The organism is Pokkaliibacter sp. MBI-7, from assembly GCF_029846635.1.
Lineage (GTDB): Bacteria > Pseudomonadota > Gammaproteobacteria > Pseudomonadales > Balneatricaceae > Pokkaliibacter.
The window spans coordinates 3,914,361-3,938,989 of sequence record NZ_JARVTG010000001.1 but is presented as its reverse complement, the minus strand read 5'-3'; the positions used below and the strand labels follow the sequence as shown (position 1 = coordinate 3,938,989).

The window sequence follows — 24,629 nt, the reverse complement described above, 5'->3', positions numbered from 1 at the left end:
GGTTGCTTAATTACTGAGTCTTACAAGCACAAGGGCACAAACGATCCAACAAGACCAGTCAGATGAACAGCAGCACCGCTGTCAGGGGAGCCTGACTGGCCTGGAAATCATCTGACGAATCCGCACACCAGATGACTTCAGGGAACCCACCGGGAACACGTTCCAGGAACGTGAGATCCCATTACTTCATCGTGGGCATTACGAACTCCGCACCAGCGCGGATGCCAGTTGGCCAGCGGCTGGTAACGGTTTTCATCCGGGTGTAGAAGCGCACACCGTCCGGACCGTGCATATGCAGAGGGCCAAACAGCGAACGTTTCCAGCCACCAAAGGAATGGAAAGCCATAGGTACAGGGATAGGCACGTTCACGCCGACCATACCCACCTGGATATGCTGGGCAAACTGACGGGCGGAATCACCGTCACGGGTGAAAATCGCGGTGCCGTTGCCATACTCGTGGGCGTTGATGAGCGCGACAGCCTCATCGAAGGTTTTCACCCGCACCATGGCCAGCACCGGGCCGAAAATCTCTTCCTTGTAGATGGTCATGTCAGGAGTGACATGGTCAAACAGGCAGCCACCGATAAAGTAGCCGTCTTCACAACCTTCCACCTGCAGACCACGACCATCGATCACCAGTCTGGCGCCTTCTTCCACACCTTTGTTGACATAGCCAGTGACCTTGGCCAGATGCTCCCTGGAAACCAGCGGGCCCATTTCAGGCTCGGGTGAAGACATGCCATCGCCGACACGCAGGGCTTCGATACGTGGTACCAGCTCTTCCAGAATCCGTTCAGCAGTGCCTTCACCGACAGGTACTGCAACCGAGATCGCCATGCAGCGCTCGCCTGCCGAACCGTAAGCGGCCCCCATCAGTGCATCCGCCACCTGCTTCATGTCAGCATCGGGCATGACCACCATATGGTTCTTGGCACCACCCAGTGCCTGCACACGCTTGCCGTGTGCCGAGGCGGTGGAATAGATGTACTGAGCAATGGGTGTTGAGCCTACAAAGCTGACAGCTTCGATATCAGGGTGAGTCAGCAGCACATCAACCGCTTCCTTGTCACCGTTGACGACGTTGAAGACGCCATCGGGCAGGCCCGCTTCTTTCAGCAGCTCAGCCAGACGCATCCCCATGCTAGGGTCTTTTTCCGAAGGCTTGAGGATAAAGCAGTTACCGCACGCCAGTGCCACCGGGAACATCCACATGGGCACCATGGCTGGGAAATTGAACGGCGTAATACCGGCCACCACACCCAGTGGCTGCATCATTGACCAGGAGTCAACATTAGAGCCGACGTTGACCGAGTGTTCACCTTTCTGCAGGTGAGGAATGCCACAGGCAAACTCGACCACTTCCAGACCACGGATCAGCTCACCCTTGGCATCGGAAAAGACTTTGCCATGCTCAACAGTAATGATTTCCGCCAGCTCATCGAAGTGTTGCTCGATCAGTTCCTTGAATTTGAACAGCACTCGTGAGCGACGCAGTGGGGGTGTTGCCGCCCAGGCGGGGAATGCCTCTCTGGCAACAGCGACCACATGGGCCACTTCTTCGGCAGACGACAATACGACCTGCTTGCTCACCCGACCGGTCGCCGGGTTATGAACCGCTGCAGTTCGACCACTGTGGCTGGCTGTTTCAGCACCCGCTACGAAATTTCCAAGAATCTGAGTCATTACTTTCACCTCATAATGTCCGCTGACGAGATGCCTCCCGATCAGCTGGCGCGAGCAGTCACTGCTGACCTTCACGTCAGTCAGTGACGCCTTTTACCGATGAATTAGTCGCTGCGTCGTGCCTGCCATCAGACAGCCAAGCCACACAGCGGATCATAAACAGGCGGTTACAGACCGGCCTTGGCCACACACTCCGCCAGGTGCTCGTAACCCATTTTGGCGTAGGTCAGAGGATGGGCAACGGCAGGATCCTGCTCGGCCTCAACCACAATCCAGCCGCTGTAATCAATCGCCTTCAACGCATGCATCACGGCCTGATAATCGAGGAAACCATCACCGGGTACGGTGTAGACGCCGTCCAGTACCGCCCGCAGGAAAGGCTGATCGGTATTCTTGGCGTGAGCCATGATCTGCGGACGAATGTCTTTGCAGTGCACATGACTGACACGAGGGCCGTACTTCTTGATCAGGCTCAGGGGGCTGCCGCCTGCCCAGGTGATGTGACCGGTATCGACCAGCAGACCAACGGAATCACCGGTGTGCTGCATCAGCAGATCCACTTCATCTTCGGTTTCCACCACGGTGCCCATGTGATGGTGATAGGCCAGCTTGACGCCCTGCGACAGCAGATAGTCACCGACCTGAGTCATCCGCTTGCCAAACTCTTCCCACTGATCAGCACGCAGCACGGGGCGCTTGGACAGGGGGGTATCGATTTCACCGTGGATGCAACCACTGACTTCGGCATAGACCATGACCTTGGAACCACAGCCTTTGAGCAGCTTCAGGTGATCCTGCAGAGCGGCAATTTCTTCCTCAGCAGTACGCTCCAGCAGACGGGAGCTGTACCAGCCAGACACCAGCTGACGGTCAAACTGCGCCAGAATCGGCTTCAGCACTTCAGGATCGCGAGGAAACTTGTTACCCAGCTCAACCCCGGCATAACCCGCCAGACGCGACTCTTCCAGACACACTTCCAGAGGAGTATCAGCGCCCAGTGAGGGCATATCATCGTTGCTCCAGGTGAGCGGGTTGATACCGATCTGTACCTTGCTCATAGCCTTCTACTCTTAAGTTGCAATGTGGACACTGTCCGACAGCCTGATGTGCAGGTGCCGGTATCTCTGTTGTTATCAGAACGTACTGGCTGAACGCGTTCACGATGCTGCAGCGGCTGGCCACGGCAGCTCGTGAACAGATTGTCAGTAGGGCTGTTTGGTTTTTTGCGTCTTGTAGCCTGTAAAAGCAGTTCGCACCTGCTCACGCACCGACACCTCTGGAACGGCTACATCCCACCAGTGGCCACCCTCTTCGGTGGAAGGCTGGGGATCCGTATCGATAGCAATGACATAGGTGATCGGGCTGGCTTTGGCACGGGCCATGGCCTGCTCCAGCTCAGCGATAGTGGTGACCTGCTCACTGGCAGCCCCCATCGCTCTGGCGTGAGCGGCAAAATCCGTCTTCGGTGCGCCACCTTCAACGGTCAGGCAGTCTTCCAGCAGGTTATTGAAAGGTGCGCCACCGCATACCTGTTGCAGACGGTTGATACAGGCATAACCGCGGTTATCCAGCACCACGATAATGAGCTTGTAACCCAGCATCACCGACGTGGCGATTTCGGAGTTGAGCATCAGATAGGAGCCATCGCCCACCATCACCACGACTTCACGCTCAGGCGTCGCCATCTTGGCACCCAACGCACCGGCAATTTCGTAGCCCATGCAGGAGAAGCCGTATTCCAGGTGATAGCCCTGACTGTCATGGGGACGCCACAGTTTGTGCAGCTCGCCAGGCAGGCCACCGGCCGCACAGACAACGGTGCTGGCAGGCTCAAGATTGCGCCAGACGGCACCGATCACATTGGCATCGGTCGGCAGATAATGGCTGGTAGGAGCGGCAAGGATGGCATCCGACACACGAATCCAGTCAGCGATCCAGCCTGCCACGCTGTCCTGCCAGGCCCCCTCACTCTGCCAGTCACCCAGCTTCTGACTGATGACAGGCAGTGTGGTTTTGGCATCAGCCACCAGCGGCAGTGATTCATGCTTATAGGCATCAAAGGCAGCAACGTTGAGACCGATAATGCAGACATCGGGGTTGCCAAATACGGTACGTGAGCCGGTGGTGAAGTCCTGCAGGCGTGTGCCGATGGCCAGCACAACGTCTGCTTCCTGTGCGGCATGGTTGGCCGCGGAGGTGCCGGTCACGCCAATGGAGCCGAGCAGCTGCGGGTGATCCCAGGGCAGCACGCCCTTGCCTGCCTGGCTTTCCGCCACGGGAATATGGTGCTTCTCGACGAAAGCACGCAGGGTATCGACGGCACCGGCGTAATGCACGCCACCACCGGCAATGATCATGGGTTTGCGCGCACTGCGCAGCACCGCCAGCGCTTCGCTGAGCTGATCCACATCCGCCTGAGGGCGACGCAGGCGATGTACCCGTTTGCGGAAGAAGCTCTCTGGATAATCATAGGCTTCTGCCTGAATGTCCTGTGGCAGCGCGATGGTGGCCGGGCCACAGTCCACCGGATCAGTCAGTACCCGCATGGCCGCTGGCAGGCTGGTGATCAGCTGCTCAGGGCGATGAATGCGGTCAAAGTAACGGGACACCGGTCGGAAACAGTCATTCACGGTGACACCCGGGTTGGCACTGTCTTCCACCTGCTGCAGCACCGGGTCGGGAGTGCGGGTGGAGAACGTATCACCGGGCAGCAACAGCAATGGCAGGCGATTGACGTGTGCTACACCGGCAGCGGTGAGCATATTCATCGCACCGGGGCCAATGGAGGTGGTACAGGCCAGAATCTGCGTACGGCGATTCTGCTTGGCGAAAGCGGTAGCCGCCAGCGCCATGCCCTGCTCGTTGTGAGCGCGATAAGTAGGGAACTCGTTGCGTACAGCATGGAGCGCCTCGCCAATACCGGCCACGTTGCCGTGACCGAAGATGGCAAACATACCGGCGAACAGCGGGATTTCCTTGCCATCCACTTCGTGATACTGCGCTTGCAGGAACTTCACCAGCGCCTGCGCCATGGTCAAACGAATAGTGCTCATTGTCTTACTCCAAAATGCAGGTCAGGCGACAGACTGGGCAGTGACCGGCGCCTTGCGCTCGCGCCAGTAACGAATCATGCGTACGTAGTTGCCAGCGATCACATCCACCAGCTGCTGGTCATTCAGCTCACCTGCCAGCCACTGCCGCGAAGGCTTGCCGAAGATGGTGCGGCCCACTGCGAAGCCCTTGCACACCTCGATACCTGCCGCCTGATTGAAGCCATCACGCAGCTCTTCTTCCGGTGCATCCAGCCCCAGCAACACCACTCCACGACAGTGCGGCGCACGCTGGTTGATGACACTTTCAATGTGCTGCCAGGCCGCACGGCTGGGCGAGGGCAACTTCCACCAGTCGGGGTAGATGCCGATGTTGTAGAAACGGGTCAGCGCACGGGCCAGCGTCTGGTCATCGACGGTTGAGCCCGCAGGCGGAATCACTTCCAGCAGGAACTCATGGCCTGAGTTGACGCAGGCTTCGTACATGTCTGCGACCTTGCGCTCCTGATCCAGACGCAGGTCAATGCTGTCATCGGGATGGTAGAACACCAGACACTTGACCACATGTTCACGCGGCCAGCTGGTCAGTTGCTGACCGATGTTGTTGCCATACTCAAAACGCAGTGGCCGTGAACCGGGTAACTCGACCGGACGACCGATCCACCAGCCACGCCCGGTCAGCTCATTCAGGGTCGCCTGTCCGTAGGTGGTGTCGGCCAGAATACCGGCGTTACCATTCAGCCCCATTTCTGCAGCCCCTTTGAAAGCGCCCTGCAGAATCAGTTGCTTCAGCTCTTCAATGCGCTCTTCTGATGCACCCACATCGCGGGCCATATTGGCCAGCTGGATACGGTGATCAAAGGCCAGCACACACAGCTCAGGCCATTCCACATCGCGGGTGGTGACCCGATGCAGATAGCTCAGGTGGGTGTCCTTGTCAGGACGCGGGATCTGCTCGGCATTGGCAATGTAGTAGTCCAGCTCTTCCGCTGTAGGCATGGCGGGAGCACAGCCGTGGCGAGATACCACCAGCGCACCGCAGGCATTACCGTAGCGGCAGCACTGCTCGTAGGATTCACCGCGAATCCAGCCACGCAGGAAGCCGCTCATGAAGGCATCGCCAGCGCCCAGTACATTCAGTACATCCACCCGCACACCCTTGACGGTGATACCCTCGTCCAGGTCATCCGGGATGCTGCCGGTGAAGACCGAGCAGCCCAGCGGGCCACGCTTGCATACCAGCACGGCGTCCGACACCCGGCGTACATTGCGCAGCGCTTCGAGGGTGTCGGTGCTGCCACCGGCAATATGAAACTCTTCTTCAGTGCCGACGATCAGATCGAACAGCGGCACGATGCTCTGCAAGTGGGCAGTGACCGACTCACTGGAAATAAAGCGGGTTTCACCATCACCGCGCGTGGTCAGACCCCACAGCACCGGGCGGTAGTCGATATCCAGCACCGTTCTGACGCCACCGGCACGGGCATACTCAATCGCCTGACGGCTGACCCGATTGACCTGTTCGGTGGAGAAATGGGTTCCGGTAATCACCAGCGCCCTGGCAGACTGAATAAAGTCAGCATCGAAATCCTCGGTGCTGATGGCCATGTCGGCACAATTCTCACGGTAAAAAATCAGCGGGAAGGTTTCCTGATCCTTGATCCCCAGGATCACCAGTGCGGTCAGCCGCTCGGGATCTGTCACCACATGGGAGACATCCACACCAGCACGGCTGAGGGTCTCGCGGACACTGCGGCCCATATGCTCGTTACCGACACGGGTCAGCATGGCGGACTTCAGCCCCTGCCGCGCAGTACCAAAGGCGATGTTGCCCGAGGAGCCGCCGAGGTATTTGGCCATGGAGGTTTCATCCTCCAGCCGGGCACCGACCTGCTGACCATAGAAATCCACGGCAGCGCGGCCAAGAACGATCAGATCAAGGGCGCGGGACTGAACGTCGCTATGAGGTGATTTGTCAGGCATGGCAATGCTCCACTCAGAATTCGTTGATGTTCACCCAGCGCCCTTGCGCGTGGGACAGTTCGACAGCGTCCAGTACCCGGTTGACCTCATAGGCAGCGCGAAAATCCGGCCACATGGGACGATCTGCCAGGATGCCATCCACCAGATCACGCACTTCAACGATCTTCATGTCGTTGTAGCCCAGGCCATGGCCGCCGGCGACGCAGAAGTTGACGTAATCAGGATGCTGGGGGCCAACCAGAATGGTACGGAAGCCCTGCCGGTGACTGGCATCACCACTGGTATAAAGCTGCAGTTCGGACAGACGCTCCTGATCAAACAGGATGGTGCCCTTGGTGCCCGTGACTTCAAAAGTCAGGCCGTTCTTGCGGCCACAGGCGATACGGCTGGACTCCAGCGTGCCGATGGCACCGCCGGTAAAGCGCACCATGCAATGCACCTGATCATCGTTTTCCACTTCGCCGTATTCACCCGGGCGACCGGCAATAGGACGGTGACGATGCACGATCTGCAGATCACCCATCACCTCAGTGATGTCACCCACCAGATACTGGGCCACGTTGATAATGTGCGAGCCCATGTCACCCAGCGTGCCGGAACCGGAAAACTCACGCTTCAGCCGCCAGCTGTAAGGGACAGTGGGATCGGCCAGATAATCTTCGTTATGGGTGCCGCGGAAGTGCACTACCTCGCCGATTTCACCCTGACTAATGATTTCCCTGGCCAGCTGCAAGGTAGGGTTCTTGATGTAATTGAACCCCACCAGCGTCTTGACGCCGGCCTGCTCGGCCGCTTCCGTCATGATCCTGGCGTCTGCCGCGGTCAGTGCCAGCGGCTTTTCACTGTAGACGTGCTTGCCTGCGGCAATCGCGGCCAGCGCCATCTCTTTGTGCAGAAAGTTGGGAGAGCAAATATCCACGACATCAATCGACGGGTCATTGACCAGTGTACGCCAGTCCCCCGTGGAGCGCCGGAAACCCAGTTCGGTGGCCTTTCTGGCAGCCAGCTCGGCATCCACTTCGGCGACCATCTCCAGCACAATTTCACCCGCCAGAGGAAACACCGCCGGTGCCGCATGGAAGGCAATACTATGAGCCTTACCCATATAGCCGGTACCGATCAGACCAATACGCAGTTGCTTTGAATGATTGCTGCTCATGTGCTCACCCATGAAAGGTTGGGAAACGACAGAACAACGGACAGCCTTCAACCCGCTGCTGATCAGCCTGTGCAGAATCCAGCATGGTATTGATTGCAGCGATGAAGTTGGGGCCGGAGTCGGCGCCCGCGACAGCGGCGGTATAAATGACCGCCTGCATGCTCAGGGACATGGAAGCCTACCTCTTGTTATTGTTCTGTTAGTACTTGCCTGCCAGCGGCTTTCCCCTCTCTCAGAGCTGGCCCTCATCAGCCTGCTGCAGGCGCAGCACACTTCATGTCGGATCAGACCCATCACAGTCGAGGTTGAAAAAGCGCCTTGCTGTAAGCGAATGACTGCAGAATAGAATAAATATTCCATTCCTGCAACAAGCCAGAAAATAAATTTCAATTATTAAAAGAGAGAAAATGTACTCAAGACAGTTATAACGCCTGTTATTTACCGTGTTTTAAGCCATCAGAAAGCACAAAATGCCTTCTCGATAGGCTTGACAGGATTCTGCTTTTGCAGAACAGTGATCAACAAAACGGAATATTTATTCCAAAATTTTAACAAGAAAAATAAAATAGCTCAGACTTCATTCATCCCGGTCAGGATGAGCTCTCCGGATCTGACTGACGCAGCCGCAATCACTACTCACTAATCCAGTAGCGGCAACGTTTCAGCAGCAGACGGAACATGAAAAGTACCGATGCCCGTTCCCTGCCCCACTCATCTATGAGGCTGGATACCAGACAGGACGTGCACTGCAGGGGATTTGTCTGATTCGATGTAAGGGTTAAGATGCGATCTTCTCCGTAACACGCTCACCTTTGAGAGCAGCAATACCAGGCAAGATCGCAACAAGGCCAGCACGGGTAAGTTTGGCGAAGACCATTACCCCGTGACAGCCTCCTCACCGCATGAGGGCCTGGAACGTATTCACGATCTCGCGAGCGAGAGCCAGACAAAGCGAAAAGTACAGAGAAGCGGAGTTTACTTAGCGTAAATGAGCATTCCGAAGAGCTTTTCAACGCCGCCTGGGCGATGCGCAGCAGATCGTGAACACGTTCTGACAACGGAACGACGCAATTCCGCGCAAGGAGACATAGCGCCACCAGGGTGTGCTGTTTGTCACCCGCCAGGCAAATCTGGTGACAGCAGCGAAGAATAAACGGGCAGCCCGATCTGCCCACCATAACAAGTAGGCAGCGATGGATACTCCTCCCTCAAACAATCAGGCTCCCGCCACTCTTCAGGAGTTGCAGGAGTGTATTACTCAGCGCCATGAGCAGCTGAGCAAACGCTTGCAGCAAGTAGCACGCTTTGTGCTGGAACATCCCAATACCGTGGCACTCGACACCGTGGCCGTGATCGCTGATCAGGCCGGAGTTCATCCTTCCACGCTGGTGCGTTTCGCTTCGGCATTCGGCTACAGCGGTTTCAGTGAAATGCAGAGCCTGTTCCGCCAGAAACTGGTGGAACATACCACCAGCTATGGTGAACGGGTGCGTCTGCTGAAGCAGAGCGACAGCACCAGCGTGGTCAACAGCAACACCATCCTGCAGGAGTTCGTGCAGGGCAACAGCCTGTCGATGGAACATCTGCCTGACATGATCAGCGCCCGGCAACTGGATGAAGCGGTCGAGCTGCTGGCCAGTGCTCAGGCTGTCCACGTGGTCGGTCTGCGCCGCTCCTTCGCGGTCGCCAGTTATCTGGTGTATGCCCTGCGCCATATCGACCGCCGGGTACACATGATCGATGGCAACGGCGGCATGCTGGAAGAACAGGCCAGTGTGCTGGGCGAAGGAGACGTGCTGGTAGCCATCAGTTACAGCCCCTATGCCGCTGAAACCAGCAGCGTGGTGCATCGTGCCCACGAACGTAAGGTGCCGATCATTGCCATCACCGACTCCAAGCTGAGCCCGCTGGTGCCGCTGGCCAAAGTCTATTTCGACATCAAGGAAGCCGATGTACGCGGCTTCCGCTCGCTGACCTCCACGCTGTGTCTGGCACAGACACTGGCCATCAGTCTGGCCTACAAACTGGAGCAACAGGAAGGCAGATCCTCCGGGCGTTTCGATACCCCCGCGCCGACCTGACAGGGTTACACCTAACGTTACAGCGAACAACAGGGAGCGCTGTGCTCTGCCTGGCGACAGCCTCCCTGACAAGAATCCCAGACCGGCCACTACCGGTCTGGCCCAACAAGAACAATAACGAAGCCCAGCCCGCTGACGCTTCACTGATTCGCATCACTTTGACCCGGCCTCGCCGGAATTACGGAGAACAACATGCTTGAGTTCGTCTTATTTGGCGCCGGTCGCATCGGCTCCATTCATGGCCGCAATGTCGCTGCACATCCACAGGCACGCATCCGCTACGTGGTTGACGTCAACCAGCAGTTTGCCGCCCAGCTGGCAGCTGAGCTCGGTGCCACCGTCACCTCGGTTGAAGAAGCACTGGCAGACCCGGCCGTCAATGCCGTCATCATCGCCAGCTCAACCGACACCCATGCTGATCTGATCGAAGCGTCGGCCAAAGCAGGCAAAGCCATTTTCTGTGAGAAGCCTGTCGATCTGGATCTGGAACGTGCCCGCAGCTGCGAGACTATCGTCAACGCCGCCGGCGTACCCTGCTCACTGGGCTTCAACCGTCGCTACGACCCCAGTTTCCGCGCTCTGCAGCAGGCCATGAGCAATGGCAAGATTGGCAATCTGGAACAGGTCATCATCACCAGCCGTGACCCCAGCCCCCCCCCCGTCAGCTACATCAAAGTTTCCGGTGGTCTGTTCCGTGACATGATGATTCACGATCTGGACATCGCCCGCTGGCTGCTGGGCGAGGAGCCCGTTGAAGTGTTCGCCACTGCCAGCAATCTGGTCGACCCCGCCATTGGCGCGGCAGGCGATGTGGACTCCGCCATGGTGACACTGAAGACCGCCAGCGGCCGTATGTGCCAGATCAGCAACAGCCGCCGCGCCGTTTATGGTTACGACCAGCGTATCGAAGTGTTCGGCAGCCAGGGCATGCTGCAGGCCGGTAACCACACTCCTACCACCGTTACCTTCGCCGGTGAGCCAGGCGTGGTCAGCGACAAGCCACTGCACTTCTTCCTGGAGCGCTACGCCGATGCCTACCGTAATGAGCTGCAGGACTTCGTCGATGCCATAGTGTCGGGCAGCACCCCGCTGACCGGCATCCGTGACGGTATCCGTGCACTGGAACTGGCAGAGGCCTGCATTGCCTCTCTGGAAACAGGCAAAGCGGTAAAACTGTAACGCTGCAAGGGTGGTCTGTGATTGACAGGCCACCCACGCTGCACAGGCATGGCAGCAAACCGGCCCCCCCCCCCGGAGCCATGTGGTGCGGAACTGTCATCTTTGCGCGTCACTCAGACGCACAGCACTGCGTATTTGTTAGCTAGACTCTTTACTGGTCAGGATGGCCTTTCGCACCGGGGTGGCAAACGCCATCACGCAGATCAGCAGCAGGAAGGCATGAATGAAAGCAGGAACTGCAAAGGCCCCGTGGACCATTCAGCGTTGTTGGCCCCCTGTAGAACTCATCTCACCGCCTGTGAGACTGCCCTACCCGGACGGAACCCAAAAACGGTGCGGGCAACGCGAATACTGAAGACCGGAGTTGCTCTGAACTCCAGCAAGAACCTCGATATTGATAATAAAAACTAGCTGCTGGCTAACCCACGCATCACCCAGACATGCCTGGAGACCCCGCAGCGCAGAAATGAGGATCGCATCATGCCTCTGAGCATCCTGCAACGTGTCATCGGTGGGTTTACCCTGCTTGTTCTTTTGCTACTCACCATCGTCGCCACCAGCTATAAAGGCATTCACGGCGTCAGCAGCAAGCTGGATATGGTGACCGGTGAAACCCTGCCCCTGAACCAGGCCGCCAGTGATATGAATGCGACGCTGCTGCGTGCCAACCAGGATTTGCTTGGACTGCTGATCAATCGCAACAGCGATGAGGTCAACGCGGGCAAAAGCAGCTTTGATGGCAATATTCAGACGCTGCAGACCCAGCTGGGACAGATTCCTCCTCTGCTTGGCAGCAACACAGACAGTTCGCTGACGGACTTGCTGGCGCAGATCAGCGCTTCCACCGCAGGCTATGTCCAGCTCGCCAGCCAGCTGACCGAGCTGCACCTGCAAAAACTAAGTGTCGACCAGCAGATCAAGGCCCAGCAGGAAGATGTCATGACCAAGGGTGATCAGCTGGTGGAGTTCCTCAACAAGTTCATTGCTGATAACCCCACTGGCAATGCCCAGAATCAGGCCGCGGGCCTGTTGCGCGAAGTCAGCAAGGTGGTCAGTGGCTACAAGGCCTTCCAGATCAATCAGGACGTCAAACGTCTGACCCGGGCGGTAAAATATCAGGACCGCACGATCAAGCAGCGCCTTGATCAGCTCGCGACCGTCGACAGCGACAAGGCCAAGTCTGCCGCCATCATGGCCAACCCCATCATTACCAGCGCCGGTGATGCCAATGGCCTGTTCCAGCTGTTCGTCAAACAGGTCGATCTGGCCAGCCAGATTGATAGCCAGACCACTGCCGCATCAACAGCCATCAAGGCCACCCTGGACACCATCGGCCAGTTCAGCAGCGCTACCCTGGCTACGCTGGATCAGGCCAAGCAGCAGGCGCATCAGACCATCACCACCAGTGAAAGCATTCTGCTGGGCATCGCACTGTTTGCCATTGCCGTCGCCCTGCTGATCGGCCTGTGGGTCGCCTTCAGCATCAAGCGCCCTCTGGCACGCTTCCGTGACGCCCTGATCAAGATGACCAAGGGCGATCTGCGGGTACAGTTCAACAGCACCAGTAAGGATGAGTTTGCCGAGCTTGGCCGCTATCTGAATGAACTCAATCAGACCCTGAGCCGCACCCTGAGCGAGCTGGCTAATTCAGCCGAGACCCTGGCGCAATCTTCCGAGAGCAACGCCCAGATCAGCAACAGCACCACTCAGGCTGTGAATGAGCAGAAAGTACAGCTGACCTCGACCGCGTCAGCCATGACGGAAATGGAAGCGTCGGTACAGGAGGTAGCCCATCGTGCACAGGACACTCTGGAGGCGGTAACCAGCAGTGACCAGCTACGGCAGGAAATGCGCAGCAGTATTGAAGAGACCGTCAGTAACATTCGTGGTCAGGCCGAGCAGATTCAGCATGCCTACGAGGTCACCAGCCGCCTTGACGGCTACAGCCAGAAGATCGACAGCATCATTGACGCCATCCGCAATATTGCTGAGCAGACCAACCTGCTGGCACTGAACGCGGCCATCGAAGCAGCGCGAGCGGGTGAACAGGGCCGTGGCTTTGCCGTCGTCGCCGATGAGGTGCGTTCTCTGGCGACCCGCACCCAAAGTTCGACGGGTGAAATTCAGCAGATGATTGAGCAGATGCAGGCGATGACCAGGGAAGTGGTCACTGTAATGCAGACCAGCCAGAGCAAAACGGAGCAATGTGTCGGCGCGGCTGGGCATGCTGAGCAGGCGCTGGAAGATATGGACCGGGCGATTCAGGTCATCCGTGAAATGAACATCCAGATTGCCAGCGCCACTGAGCAGCAGAGCTCAACCGCCCAGGAAATCAGCCGCAGCATCAACCATATCAACGAATACACCGAGCACACTGCCAGTGGTGCTGAACAGACTGCCAGCAGTGGCCAGGTCCTGATGCAAATGGCCAGACAGCAGAAGCAGCTGCTGGGGTATTTCCACTTCTGACTTCAGGCAGAGAAAACGCCAATAAAAAAGCCGGAGTGACTGATCATCACTCCGGCTTTTGGTTTGAACCTGCAGTGCGCTTTCCTGCTGATTAATTCACCGCAACAGAACCATAGGTGGGCTCTGCCTGCGCTTCAGACAATGCCAGCATGGCGTTGGCAGCAAACTCGCGATGTTCCAGACCAATGCCATTGAGCTTGCCGGTCAGCGCCTGTGACTGATGACGCTGCACCACATGACGGGCATCACGAGGTGGCACGCCAAAGAATTCCCGATAGGATTTGCTGAAATGCGGTGTGGAGACAAATCCACAGGCAGCCGCCACTTCAATGATTGACATGGAGGTCTGCTTCAGCAGCTGATGGGCGCGATTGAGGCGGAGTTTCAGATAGTAACGTGAGGGGGAGCAGTCCAGGTATTTTTGGAACAGACGTTCTAACTGACGACGCGATACCCCCACATAACTGGCCAGTTCATCCAGCCCGATGGGCTCTTCCAGATTGGCTTCCATCAGCATCACGATCTCGACCAGTTTGGGCTGTGCCGTACCGAGCATATGGCGCAGAGGAATACGCTGCTGATCTTCAGTGCTGCGAATACGTTCGTACATGAACATCTCGGAGATCGCCCCCGCCAACGCATGACCATGCTGGCGCTGAATCAGGCTCAGCATCATATCCATGGGTGCCACACCACCGGTACAGGTCAGACGGTCGCGGTCATGGGTAAATACACGGTTGGTCGTGTTGATCTTGGGGAAGGCCTCTTTCAGGGTAGAAATGGTTTCCCAGTGAATACTGCACTCGTAATTGTCCAGTACACCTGCTGCACCCAGTACGTAACTTCCAGTACAGATGGCGCCCAGGGTAATCCCCTTGCGTGCCTGTGACTGCAGCCATTGCAGATGCTGACGGGTATAGCTGCGAGTAATGTTGACGCCGCCACAGACGATGATGGTGTCATGGGAAGGATGGTCCTGAATGCTGGCGTCGGGGTTGACCTGAATACCGTCACTGGCGGAAACGGCTTTACCATCCAGACTGAGGGTGTGCCAGCGATACAACTCCTTGCCGGAAAGCTGGTTAGCCATGCGCAGCGGCTCAATGGCCGATGCCAGAGAAATCATGGTGAAATGGTCCAGCAGCAGGAAGCCCAGTGCACGGGTAGTGGGCTGATTGCCACGGTTATAGGGTGTTGCGGTCATCTTAAATGGTCTCCCCAATCACGATCTTGCAGGAACCATTGCGCCGGGAGTCGGTACCCGTCCATGTGTTCCCTCTGTGTCAGGTGCACTGCACCTGTGGCCGTGTTGTTGTTATTTTCAGCATGTGCCGTGGTTTCCCGGACGGCAGCGATTTAGGGGCTGAGGTGAAAGGCGGCTGCGTTGAACACCACCCGAACAACCAATTTAACCTTGTTTACTTCGAATGCAATCCTGCAGTGCAGCAGCGATTACCTCACCGTAACCGCCTGCTTCACTGCAGGGCAAGCTCTGCCTAGCTGGGGAATACCACAGTACGGTTCCCGTGCAGGAATACACGCTTCTCAATGTGGTAACTCACCGCTCTGGCCAGCGTAATACATTCGATATCCTGCCCCTTGGCTACCAGATCTTCCGGATAGTGGGCATGGTCCACCGCCTGCACCCCCTGCGTGATAATCGGCCCTTCATCGAGGGCGTTATTCACATAGTGGGCCGTTGCACCTACCAGCTTGACGCCTTTTTCATAGGCCTGATGGTAGGGGCGCGCGCCCTTGAATCCGGGAAGCAGAGAGTGATGGATGTTGATAGCCCAGCCGTCCAGTCGTTCACACATAGCCGGAGAAAGTACTTGCATATAGCGGGCCAACACCACCAGTTCCGCCCCCGCCTGCTGAATACAGTCCCACACCTGATTCTCCTGCTTCAGCTTGGTCTCAGGGGTGATGGGGAAATGGTAGTAAGGAATGCCGTGCCAGTCGGCCAGTCCGCGCAGGTCGGGGTGATTGGAAATGATGGCCGTAATCTCGATCGGCAGGTGGCCAGTGCGGTAACGGTACAGCAGATCATTCAGACAGTGATCGTATTTGGACACCATGATCACCACCTTGGTGCGATGATGAACCGGAGTCAGGCTCCACTCCATGGCAAAGGGTTCAGCCTGCTCGGCAAACCCTTCGCGAAATACCTGCTCGTCAAACTGGCTGTCACTGCTGCGAAACACTGCACGAATGAAGAAACGACTGGCCAGACGGTCATCAAAGGAGTTCAGTTCGGTAATGTAGTTACCGGTGCGACGCAGATAGGCGGTCAGCGCATCGACCGTACCCAGGCGACTTTCGCAGTGGGCGGTCAGGATCCAGGTGTTGCTTTCTGGCTGCATAGCCGTTTCCTCTTGCTGCATGCCGACGTTAAACGCCGGCTTTTATCATTATTCTGTTGAGGCATTCAGCCTCGGTGCACGACGCACCGGACAGCACTCATCAGCATTCGATGGCGTTGACCGCCAGCCCTCCCTTGGAGGTCTCCTTGTACTTGTCCTGCATATCCTTACCGGTTTCGCGCATGGTCCGAATCACCTTGTCGAGAGAAATAAAGTGACTGCCATCACCGCGCAGCGCCAGCTGGGTAGCATTGATCGCCTTCATCGCAGCTATGGCGTTGCGTTCGATACAAGGCACCTGTACCAGCCCGCCCACCGGATCACAGGTCAGGCCCAGGTTGTGCTCAAGGCCGATCTCAGCAGCGTTCTCTACCTGCTCAGGCGTGCCTCCCATCACTTCGGTCAGACCGGCTGCAGCCATGGCGCATGCTGAGCCGACCTCACCCTGACAGCCCACTTCGGCACCTGAGATAGACGCATTGATCTTACAGAGAATGCCGACTGCCGCTGCCGCCAGCATGAAGTCAATCACATCCTCATCCTGGGCGCTGGGCTTGAAGCTCATGTAGTAATGCAGCACCGCCGGGATGATGCCGGCTGCCCCGTTGGTGGGTGCGGTCACCATGCGACCACCGGCCGCGTTCTCCTCGTTGACCGCCAGAGCGTAGAGGTTGACCCAGTCCATAGCATTCAGCGTACTGCTGATGATGTTGCCGCCACTGGCAGCACGTAATGAAGCATGCAGCTTGGCAGCACGACGTTTGACATTAAGACCGCCGGGCAGAATACCCTGCTGGTGCAGACCACGATCGACACAGGCCTTCATCGCATGCCAGATGGAAATCAGGCCACTGCGGATTTCTGCCTCACTGCGCCAGACCTTCTCGTTCTCCATCATCAGACGGCTGACACGCAGGCCGTGCAGCTCACACAGGCGCAGCAACTCGGCGCCGGTGGTAAAAGGATAAGGCAGCGCCTTGTCGTCCGTTGCCCCTGCACCAGAGGCAACCTGGGCTTCATCTACCACAAAACCGCCACCGATAGAGTAATAGGTGTTGGCATAGAGCGTCTGATCACCCGCACCGTACGCCACAATGCTCATACCATTGGGATGATAGGGCAGCGGCTCGTCGATAAAGATCAGATCACGTGCATAGTCAAAAGCGACAGGCCACTGACCCGCCAGAGCCAGCTCACGACGCTCGATGATGGTGCGCATGCTGGGCTCGATGGAATCAGGATTGATGGTATCGGGGCGTTCGCCCATCAGCCCCATCAGCACTGCACGGTCAGTGGCATGGCCACGGCCGGTGGAACTGAGTGAGCCATACAAGTGGATTTCCAGCCGCTGCACATCCTGCACCAGCCCTTGCTGACGCACGGCGTCGGCAAAGTCAGCCGCCGCCCGCATGGGGCCAACGGTATGGGAGCTGGAAGGACCGATGCCGATTTTGAACAGATCAAAGACGCTGATAGACATGATTCACCTCTATTCTGCCGCCGACCAGAACCGGCCAACTCGGCAACGTTTTTACGAGCGGCAATACGCCATTATCTGTGCCTCCCTGCAGCAGCTCATGTCAGTAGACGACATGGGGTTAGCTTAAACCGCGCGATGTATCGTGCTCGCTCATGAATGTCTTTCTCGGATATGTCGAGGCCCCATTCAGACAACTGCTGACGTTTTGAACTGCCTAGACTGGCCAGCGGAAGACTGCAGTGTGCGACCCGGCCCTAGGGAATACACACGGAAGCATCTCTTCATGCATCACACCGCCAGCTAAAACAACAAGGAGCTAAGGCATGTGTTCAAATCACGCTAACCGTGGGGTCGTCTATCAGGGCCCTGGAAAAGTAGAAGTCAGCAGCATCGAGTTCCCCACCCTGTCGCTGGGCAAACGTCTGTGCAACCACGGCGTCATTCTCAAAGTCATCACCACCAATATCTGCGGTAGCGACCAGCACATGGTGCGCGGACGCACGACCGCCCCTGCCGGTCTGGTACTCGGCCATGAAATTACCGGGCAGATTATTGAATGCGGCAGTGATGTGGAGTTTCTCAAGGTCGGCGACGTGGTCTCTGTGCCCTTCAACATTGCCTGCGGCCGCTGCCGTAACTGTAAGGAAGGCAAAACTGGCATCTGCCTGAATGTGAACCCGGCCCGTCCCGGTGCGGCTTATGGTTACGTCGACATGGGCGGCTGGGTCGGTGGTCAGGCGGAATTCGTCATGGTGCCCTATGCCGATTTCAACCTGCTGAAATTCCCCGACAAGGATCAGGCACTGGAAAAAATCCGTGATCTGACGCTGCTCTCCGACATTCTGCCTACCGGCTTCCACGGCTGCGTCACCGCAGGTGTTGGCCCCGGTTCAACCGTTTACATCGCCGGTGCGGGCCCGGTAGGTCTGGCCGCCGCTGCCTCGGCACAACTGCTGGGCGCTGCCTGCGTCATCGTCGGTGACATGAATGCCCAGCGTCTGGAGCAGGCACGCAGCTTTGGTTGCGAAACCATCGACCTGACCGAAGAAGGTGACATGGCCGACAAGCTGGAAGCCATTCTGGGCGAGCGCGAAGTCGATGCCTTTGTCGACTGCGTAGGTTTTGAAGCCCATGCCTGCGGCTGTAACCACCAGAAGGAAGCCCCCGCGACCGTGCTCAACTCTGCCATGCAGATGACCCGTGCCGGTGGCCAGATTGGTATTCCCGGGCTGTACGTTACCGAAGATCCGGGTGCGATTGATGAGGCAGCCAAACAGGGTGCACTGAGCATGCGCTTTGGTCTGGGCTGGGCCAAGTCCCACTCTTTCCACACCGGCCAGTGCCCGGTTATGAAGTATCACCGCCCACTAATGCAGGCCATTCTGTTCAACAAGATCAAAATTGCCGATGCCGTGAATGTGAAAGTCATCACCCTTGATGAGGCGCCCGACGGCTATGCTGACTTCGATGGCGGCGCGGCGAAGAAATTCGTGATTGACCCGCACGGCATGGTTGCCTGATCGTAAACCGTTAAACGCACTAACGGCTCCACCCGGGGCAATGGCCAATGAGCAGCGCCATTGCCCCACTTTATCCGTAGGCTCAGACAATTCCCGCGCCTGAGACAACAAGGGTCAACCCCTGTCTGTTACCGTCGCTGTAATACCTGTCACCATGCGCTGCCGCATATAGAAATCGGTCTCACCTTTGGTTAGGCTTGCAACAAATCTGCAATCCACCCGTCATTCCCTGCCGATACACTTCCACTGATCGGATAAGGACCGTCGAATAAAGGCCACATGACACTATGCTGGAACCCATTTCGGAAGCGCTGTACTTCACCCGCAGAAATTTCACCAGTATCAACAAGGTGATGCTGCCCTATCTGGCGCTGTTGATGCTGGCCGACTTCGTCGTGGCAATGGTCAATCCCAGCTCGCCATTGCTGCACAAGCTGCAGGCCATTTTTGCCTTTGTGATCTACCCCTACTTCATGGCCAAGCTGATCCGCTATCTGCATTTCGCTATCCGCACCGGCCGCAATGGCAGTATGCCTGACGAACTGAACGTGCCCTTTCCGCTTTGGAGCACCCTGTTTCTGGGCTATCTGGTGCACGGTCTGGCCACCGCGGCGGGGCTGCTGGCGTTTATCCTGCCCGGTATCCTGATCTTCCTGCGGATGTCCTTTATTGACTTCAACATCGTCTGTCGTCGCAAGAATCTGACCAGCAGCATCGCCTCAAGCTGGCATCAGACCTCTGACAACAAGATAGATATTTTTGTTGGACTGCTGGCGATCACTATTCCGGTGGCGCTGGTGTCGATCATCCTGCTGCAAACCCTGACCAGCGCCGGATGGGACCTGCCCGCCCTGCTGCTGAGCAATGTGATTTCCGTCTACACCACCATCTTCACGACGGTGTTCCTGTTCCGCCACTTCACGCTGGCGGAAGAAGAAATGGACAACACCAATATTCAGGTGTGATACCTCCCCGACCGCCCCTGCCGGGGCGGCGACCTCACTGGATACGACTATGACTAGTGCTCCAACTCTGCCTTCCGATGTGCTCGACACCCTGGCCCAGCAACTGCTGCAAGCACGCAAAGATCAACAGTGGCTGACCTCAACCACGCTGCCCGGCCTGACCGAAGCCGACGCCTATGGGATCCAGCAGCGCGTGTCTGCCCAGCTGTGGGAACAACAAGGGCAACGCACCGGCGCCTGGAAAAGCGGCACCGGCAGTATCGATGTCACCCCTACTGTCGCCCCCATCTGGCCTGCCCGTGTGTTCCCGACCGGCGCTACGCTATCCATGGCGGACTATCAGCTGATCGGCGCTGAAGCAGAGATCGCCTATCGTCTGGGTACCGACCTGCCGCTGCGCGACGGTGATTACACTGAGGAAGAACTGCGGGCAGCCATCGATGCGGCACACGTTGTGATCGAAACCATCGACAGCCGCCTGCAGGACTGGCAGTCTCCTGCTCCGTTCTGGGGGCTGGCGGACAATGCCGTCAACGGTGCCTTTGTCATCGGCACCGAAGTCAGCGACTGGCAGGCACTGAATCTGCCTGCACAGACAGTCGAAGTGTGGATCAACGACGAACTCAAGATCAGCAAGACCGGCAGCCATGCGCTGGGTGAACCCTGGCTGCTGATGCCCTGGACACTGAACCACCTGATCCGCCGTCAGCAGGGGCTGCGCAAAGGCGATATCATCACCACCGGCAGCTGGATGGGTTCACTGCAGGTCAAGGCTGGCGACTCGGTGCGCGTCAATTTCCCCGGTATCGGTGAAGCCACCATGCAGATCAGTGCCTGATCAGGCGTTTTATCAGCCTGAGAATTTCTGCTCCTGACATACCCTGCCGGACCTGACAGCGCTCAGCCGGCAGGCGATAATAGCGCCCGCTCCTGTTCCTCCTTTCCTGTTCGTTTCGCTAGTCGGCTCTGCACATGTTCCTACTCACCGAGTTGCTCGTCTTGTTGGGATGCCTGCTGGCCATGGTGGCCGCCTCCCAGGTTGTCGCTGCCCGTCTGGCAGTCCCTGAATCCACCCTGCTGTGCATACTCGGTATTCTGGTCGGCACCAGCTATGTCGCCGTCAATACCGTGGCACCGGGCTTTGCCCACTTCTTTGTCGAACCGCTGGTTAATCCCAACCTGCCTGCTGATGCCTACCTGTGGATATTCCTGCCGCCACTGCTGTTTCAGGTCGCTCTGACCGTTGATGTGCGCAGCATGATGCAGGACGCCGCCCCCATTCTGCTGCTGGCCGTGGTGGCGGTGATTGTCGCAACCGGCCTGATCGGGCTGGCACTGGGCGGGCTGTCACCCTACGGCTGGCCGGTGTGCCTGCTGATAGGAGCCATCGTGGCAACAACAGACCCGTCGGCCGTTGTGGGTATCTTTCGCGAAGTGGGGGCACCGGGGCGGCTGATCCGGCTGGTCGAAGGGGAAAGCCTGCTGAACGATGCCGCCGCCATCGCTCTGGTCACCGTGCTGATGGCCATGATCAGCGACCCCAGCGTGCCACTCTCATGGGAATCCGGGCTCAGCAGCCTGAGCGTTTCCTTCGGAGGTGGCGTGCTGCTGGGGTTGATTGTCGGTCGTATCACTGCCTTTATCCTGCCGCTACTGGGCGAAATTGCGCTGGCGGAAACCGCCTTTACCCTGGCCATTCCTTATCCGGTATTTCTGTTTGGTAACGAAGTGCTGGGCGTCTCCGGCGTAGTAGCCGTCGTCGTCACAGCGCTGGTGATCAACGGCCTGTCGCACGCCCGGCTGTCACGCCATAACTGGAACCATCTGCAGCTGGTGTGGGCGCAGATCGCCAGTATCGCCGGCGCCATCGTCTTCCTGCTGGCCTCGGTGCGGGTGCCGCAGATGCTGAGCGGCATGAACTGGGCCGATGTCGGCTATCTGCTGGTGGCGGTGCTGGCTGCCCTGCTGGCACGACTGGCCGTGCTGTATCTGTTCCTGCCGCTGCTCAGTGCCCTGCGCCTCAGCGAGCCCATCAGCCATACCTACAAACTGGCCATCACCTGGGGTGGTTTGCGTGGCGCCGTCACCCTGGTACTGGCCATGGGCATGGCGGAAAACAGCAGTCTGCCGGAGAACAGCCGTCACTTTATCGCCATCATGGCCACCAGCTTTGTGCTGTTCAGTCTGCTGGTCAACGGCTCCAGCCTGCGCACGGTGATCCGCAAACTGGGGCTGGACAAACTCAGCCCGCAGGAACAGGCGCTGCAACAGCAGGCCATTGAGCTGTCGACGCTGGATGTGGAAGCGACCGTCAAGCGCATCGCCAGCACCTTCCATATCGACCCGCACATCGCCACCGAGGTCAACCAGCGCTATCGCGCCCATCTGGCGTCCAGCGCGCTGGATCTCGATGCGGCACTGCCTGACCGCGAACGTCTGGCGATTGGGCTGGTCACCCTGGCTGCCCGTGAGCATGAGCTGATTCGTGACTACGGCAGCGGCATTATCGGCGTCGCCAATCTGGATGCCATGCTGCGCAATACCGGCAAAATGATCGATGAAGCCCGCACTAACGGCCGCATCGGCTATAACCGCGCTGCCCGCCGCATTCTCAAGCCGACCCTCAGCTACCGTCTGGCGGTATGGCTGTATCGCTATGGCCGCTGGAAAAGACCACTGGCCTCGGCACTGGCGGATCACTATGAGCTGATGATCTGTCGCCGGGTGGTGCTGGAGCGCCTGCGCTATTACAACGCCAGCAGGCTTAACCCCCTGCTGGGCGAGCGTATGGCCGGCATTCTCGACGGCGTGCTGGCCGCCCGTATTGAACTGGTGGATCAGGATTTACGCCAGACCCGAACCCAGTTTGGTCAGTTCACCGACTTGCTGGAACGCCGCCTGCTGTGGCTGTTTGCGCTGCGCAAAGGCCGCGCAGCACTGGAGGAAATGGTGGCCGAGCAGGTGATTTCACGCGAGGTCTATAACTGGGTGCAGAAGGCACTGGACAGTGCCTGGCGTGATGGTGTTGAACGCCCGGACCTGCATGCCCATACCTTCCAGCCCAAACCTGCTGCCAGTGCACCGCCCACCAGCGATGAAGAAAGCAGCCCGGCGCCTGTGGCCAAAAGCGATGCGCCGTCACTCACCTCGGTAGCGGCAGAAGCAGAACTGGCCAAACTGACCGTCAGCCAGCCCCATAGCACCGGTGAAGGCGAAGCCTGAGCGACAATATGTGATCACAATATTCCCTGATAGGTATAGGCATCCACGGAAAGTACAGGTATCGTACAACGGTTCGTAGCCAGAATGATGCGCTCATTCTGGCGCCCTGCTCGCCCCGGTAAGGGCATTTCAGACCGAGGTTCAGTATGTCAATCCCAACCCACACCACGTCCTACTATGCGGCGTCAGCCAATGACACCCGCCTGCGCCCCAGCCTGCAGGGCGAAGCCAGTGCCGATGTCTGTGTGATTGGAGCTGGCTTTACCGGCCTGTCCACCGCCCTGCATCTGGCCGAACGCGGCTACAAGGTCATCATGCTGGAAGGCAGCCGCATCGGCTTTGGCGCCTCAGGCCGCAACGGTGGGCAGATCGTTCACAGCTACAGCCGCGACATCGATTTCATTGAACGCAATTATGGCCAGGAAGTTGGCCGCCAAATGGGCAAGATGGCCTTTGAAGGCGGCGAGATCATCAAGTCGCTGGTGGCCAGATACCAGATAAATTGTGATCTCAAACCCGGTGGTATTTTCGCAGCCTGCAATGCCAAACAGTTTCGCGAACTGGAAGACAAGAAAGCACTGTGGGAAGCCCATGGCCACAAGGCACTGGAACTGCTGTCAGCCAGTGATACCCGTAACTATATCGGCACCGAGCGCTATGCCGGCGCCTTGCTGGATCACTCCGGCGGCCACTTTCACCCGCTGAATCTGGCGCTGGGTGAAGCCGCCGCCTTTGAGTCGCTGGGTGGAGTGATCTATGAAGATGCCAAAGTCATCAATATTGTTCAGGGCTCACGCGCCAAAGTGATGACCGCGCAGGGTTCCGTCACTGCCGACTTTGTAGTAGTCGCCGGCAATGCCTATATGCAGGGCCTGCTGCCGGAGCTGGAACAGAAAGCTATGCCCTGTGGCACGCAAGTCATCGCGACAGCGCCGCTGAGTGAAGCGCAGCAACGTCAGCTGCTGCCTCATGATCACTGCGTGGAAGACTGCAACTACCTGCTCGACTACTTCCGTCTGTCCGGTGATGGTCGTCTGATCTACGGCGGTGGCGTCACCTACGGCGCCCGCGATCCCGGCCGTATCGAGTCGCTGATCGTGCCCAAGATGCTGACCACCTTCCCGCAGCTGAAAGGCGTCAGGGTTGACTACGCCTGGACCGGCAACTTCCTCCTGACGCTGATGCGCCTGCCACAGTTTGGTCGCATCAACGGCAATATTTATTACGCTCAGGGTTACAGCGGCCACGGTCTGACCTGTACCCATCTGGCAGGTCGGGTGCTGTCGGATGCGATAGCCGGGCAGGCCGAACGCTTCGACGTGTTTGCTGGTCTGCCGCAGTATCCTTTCCCCGGCGGCCGTGCGTTCCGTATTCCCTTCACAGCCATGGGCGCGTGGTACTACTCACTGCGCGACAAACTGGGTATCTGATTTCCCCTTCCACCGCTGCAGGCTTCGGCCTCAGCGGTGGCTTT

17 protein-coding genes are annotated in these 24,629 nt (G+C 58.0%); 8 read left to right on the top strand and 9 right to left on the bottom strand.

Annotation, left to right across the window (positions count from 1 at the left end; genetic code table 11):
• Positions 1-181 precede the first annotated feature (181 nt).
• The 6 genes from QCD60_RS17350 to QCD60_RS17325 all read right to left on the bottom strand — a co-directional run bounded on the left by QCD60_RS17350 (position 182) and on the right by QCD60_RS17325 (position 8,048).
• Entirely contained in the window at positions 182-1,684 is a 1,503-nt protein-coding gene (locus QCD60_RS17350; RefSeq protein WP_279787452.1) for a CoA-acylating methylmalonate-semialdehyde dehydrogenase, read from the bottom strand.
• 167 nt (positions 1,685-1,851) lie between these two features.
• Positions 1,852-2,742: a myo-inosose-2 dehydratase gene (iolE, locus tag QCD60_RS17345; RefSeq protein ID WP_104156604.1), complete on the bottom strand. Its 891-nt coding sequence runs from the start codon at positions 2,740-2,742 to the stop codon at positions 1,852-1,854.
• A 144-nt stretch (positions 2,743-2,886) separates the two neighbouring features.
• On the bottom strand, positions 2,887-4,737 hold the full coding sequence (iolD, locus tag QCD60_RS17340; protein WP_279787448.1) for a 3D-(3,5/4)-trihydroxycyclohexane-1,2-dione acylhydrolase (decyclizing): 1,851 nt from the start codon (positions 4,735-4,737) through the stop codon (positions 2,887-2,889).
• Between the two features lie 21 nt (positions 4,738-4,758).
• Positions 4,759-6,717 carry a 5-dehydro-2-deoxygluconokinase gene (gene iolC, locus QCD60_RS17335; RefSeq protein ID WP_279787446.1) on the bottom strand — a complete coding sequence of 653 codons (1,959 nt, stop codon included), beginning with the start codon at positions 6,715-6,717 and terminating at the stop codon, positions 4,759-4,761.
• Positions 6,718-6,730: 13 nt separating this feature from the next.
• Positions 6,731-7,876 (bottom strand): Gfo/Idh/MocA family oxidoreductase, encoded by a 1,146-nt coding sequence (locus QCD60_RS17330; protein ID WP_279787444.1) that lies wholly within the window; start codon positions 7,874-7,876, stop codon positions 6,731-6,733.
• A gap of 4 nt (positions 7,877-7,880) precedes the next feature.
• Complete coding sequence (locus QCD60_RS17325; protein WP_279787442.1) at positions 7,881-8,048, bottom strand: hypothetical protein; 168 nt, start codon at positions 8,046-8,048, stop codon at positions 7,881-7,883.
• Positions 8,049-9,069: 1,021 nt separating this feature from the next.
• Here QCD60_RS17325 and QCD60_RS17320 point away from each other — a divergent pair.
• The 3 genes from QCD60_RS17320 (at position 9,070) to QCD60_RS17310 (ending at position 13,605) form a co-directional block, all read left to right on the top strand.
• Positions 9,070-9,957: a MurR/RpiR family transcriptional regulator gene (locus QCD60_RS17320; RefSeq protein WP_279787440.1), complete on the top strand. Its 888-nt coding sequence runs from the start codon at positions 9,070-9,072 to the stop codon at positions 9,955-9,957.
• Between the two features lie 192 nt (positions 9,958-10,149).
• Entirely contained in the window at positions 10,150-11,136 is a 987-nt protein-coding gene (iolG, locus tag QCD60_RS17315; RefSeq protein WP_104156608.1) for an inositol 2-dehydrogenase, read from the top strand.
• A gap of 480 nt (positions 11,137-11,616) precedes the next feature.
• Positions 11,617-13,605, top strand: a complete 1,989-nt coding sequence (locus QCD60_RS17310) for a methyl-accepting chemotaxis protein (protein ID WP_279787438.1) — start codon at positions 11,617-11,619, stop codon at positions 13,603-13,605.
• Positions 13,606-13,696: 91 nt separating this feature from the next.
• On the opposite strand, the gene QCD60_RS17305 is transcribed toward QCD60_RS17310, so the two are convergent.
• The 3 genes from QCD60_RS17305 to QCD60_RS17295 all read right to left on the bottom strand — a co-directional run bounded on the left by QCD60_RS17305 (position 13,697) and on the right by QCD60_RS17295 (position 17,448).
• On the bottom strand, positions 13,697-14,809 hold the full coding sequence (locus QCD60_RS17305) for a GlxA family transcriptional regulator (protein ID WP_279787436.1): 1,113 nt from the start codon (positions 14,807-14,809) through the stop codon (positions 13,697-13,699).
• A gap of 292 nt (positions 14,810-15,101) precedes the next feature.
• Positions 15,102-15,968, bottom strand: coding sequence for a formyltetrahydrofolate deformylase (gene purU / locus QCD60_RS17300; protein ID WP_279787435.1), 867 nt, complete (start codon positions 15,966-15,968; stop codon positions 15,102-15,104).
• A gap of 100 nt (positions 15,969-16,068) precedes the next feature.
• Positions 16,069-17,448, bottom strand: coding sequence for an L-serine ammonia-lyase (locus QCD60_RS17295; RefSeq protein WP_279787432.1), 1,380 nt, complete (start codon positions 17,446-17,448; stop codon positions 16,069-16,071).
• A 323-nt stretch (positions 17,449-17,771) separates the two neighbouring features.
• Between QCD60_RS17295 and fdhA the strand changes: the two genes are divergently transcribed.
• The 5 genes from fdhA to QCD60_RS17270 all read left to right on the top strand — a co-directional run bounded on the left by fdhA (position 17,772) and on the right by QCD60_RS17270 (position 24,585).
• Positions 17,772-18,968, top strand: coding sequence for a formaldehyde dehydrogenase, glutathione-independent (gene fdhA / locus QCD60_RS17290; protein ID WP_104156613.1), 1,197 nt, complete (start codon positions 17,772-17,774; stop codon positions 18,966-18,968).
• Positions 18,969-19,255: 287 nt separating this feature from the next.
• On the top strand, positions 19,256-19,933 hold the full coding sequence (locus QCD60_RS17285; protein ID WP_279787429.1) for a hypothetical protein: 678 nt from the start codon (positions 19,256-19,258) through the stop codon (positions 19,931-19,933).
• 49 nt (positions 19,934-19,982) lie between these two features.
• Complete coding sequence (locus QCD60_RS17280; RefSeq protein WP_279787427.1) at positions 19,983-20,771, top strand: fumarylacetoacetate hydrolase family protein; 789 nt, start codon at positions 19,983-19,985, stop codon at positions 20,769-20,771.
• A gap of 134 nt (positions 20,772-20,905) precedes the next feature.
• Positions 20,906-23,155: a sodium:proton antiporter gene (locus tag QCD60_RS17275; RefSeq protein ID WP_279787424.1), complete on the top strand. Its 2,250-nt coding sequence runs from the start codon at positions 20,906-20,908 to the stop codon at positions 23,153-23,155.
• Positions 23,156-23,301: 146 nt separating this feature from the next.
• The gene (locus tag QCD60_RS17270; protein WP_279787422.1) at positions 23,302-24,585 is read left to right on the top strand and encodes an FAD-binding oxidoreductase; all 1,284 of its coding nucleotides are present in this window, start codon (positions 23,302-23,304) and stop codon (positions 24,583-24,585) included.
• The last annotated feature ends 44 nt before the right edge of the window (positions 24,586-24,629 follow it).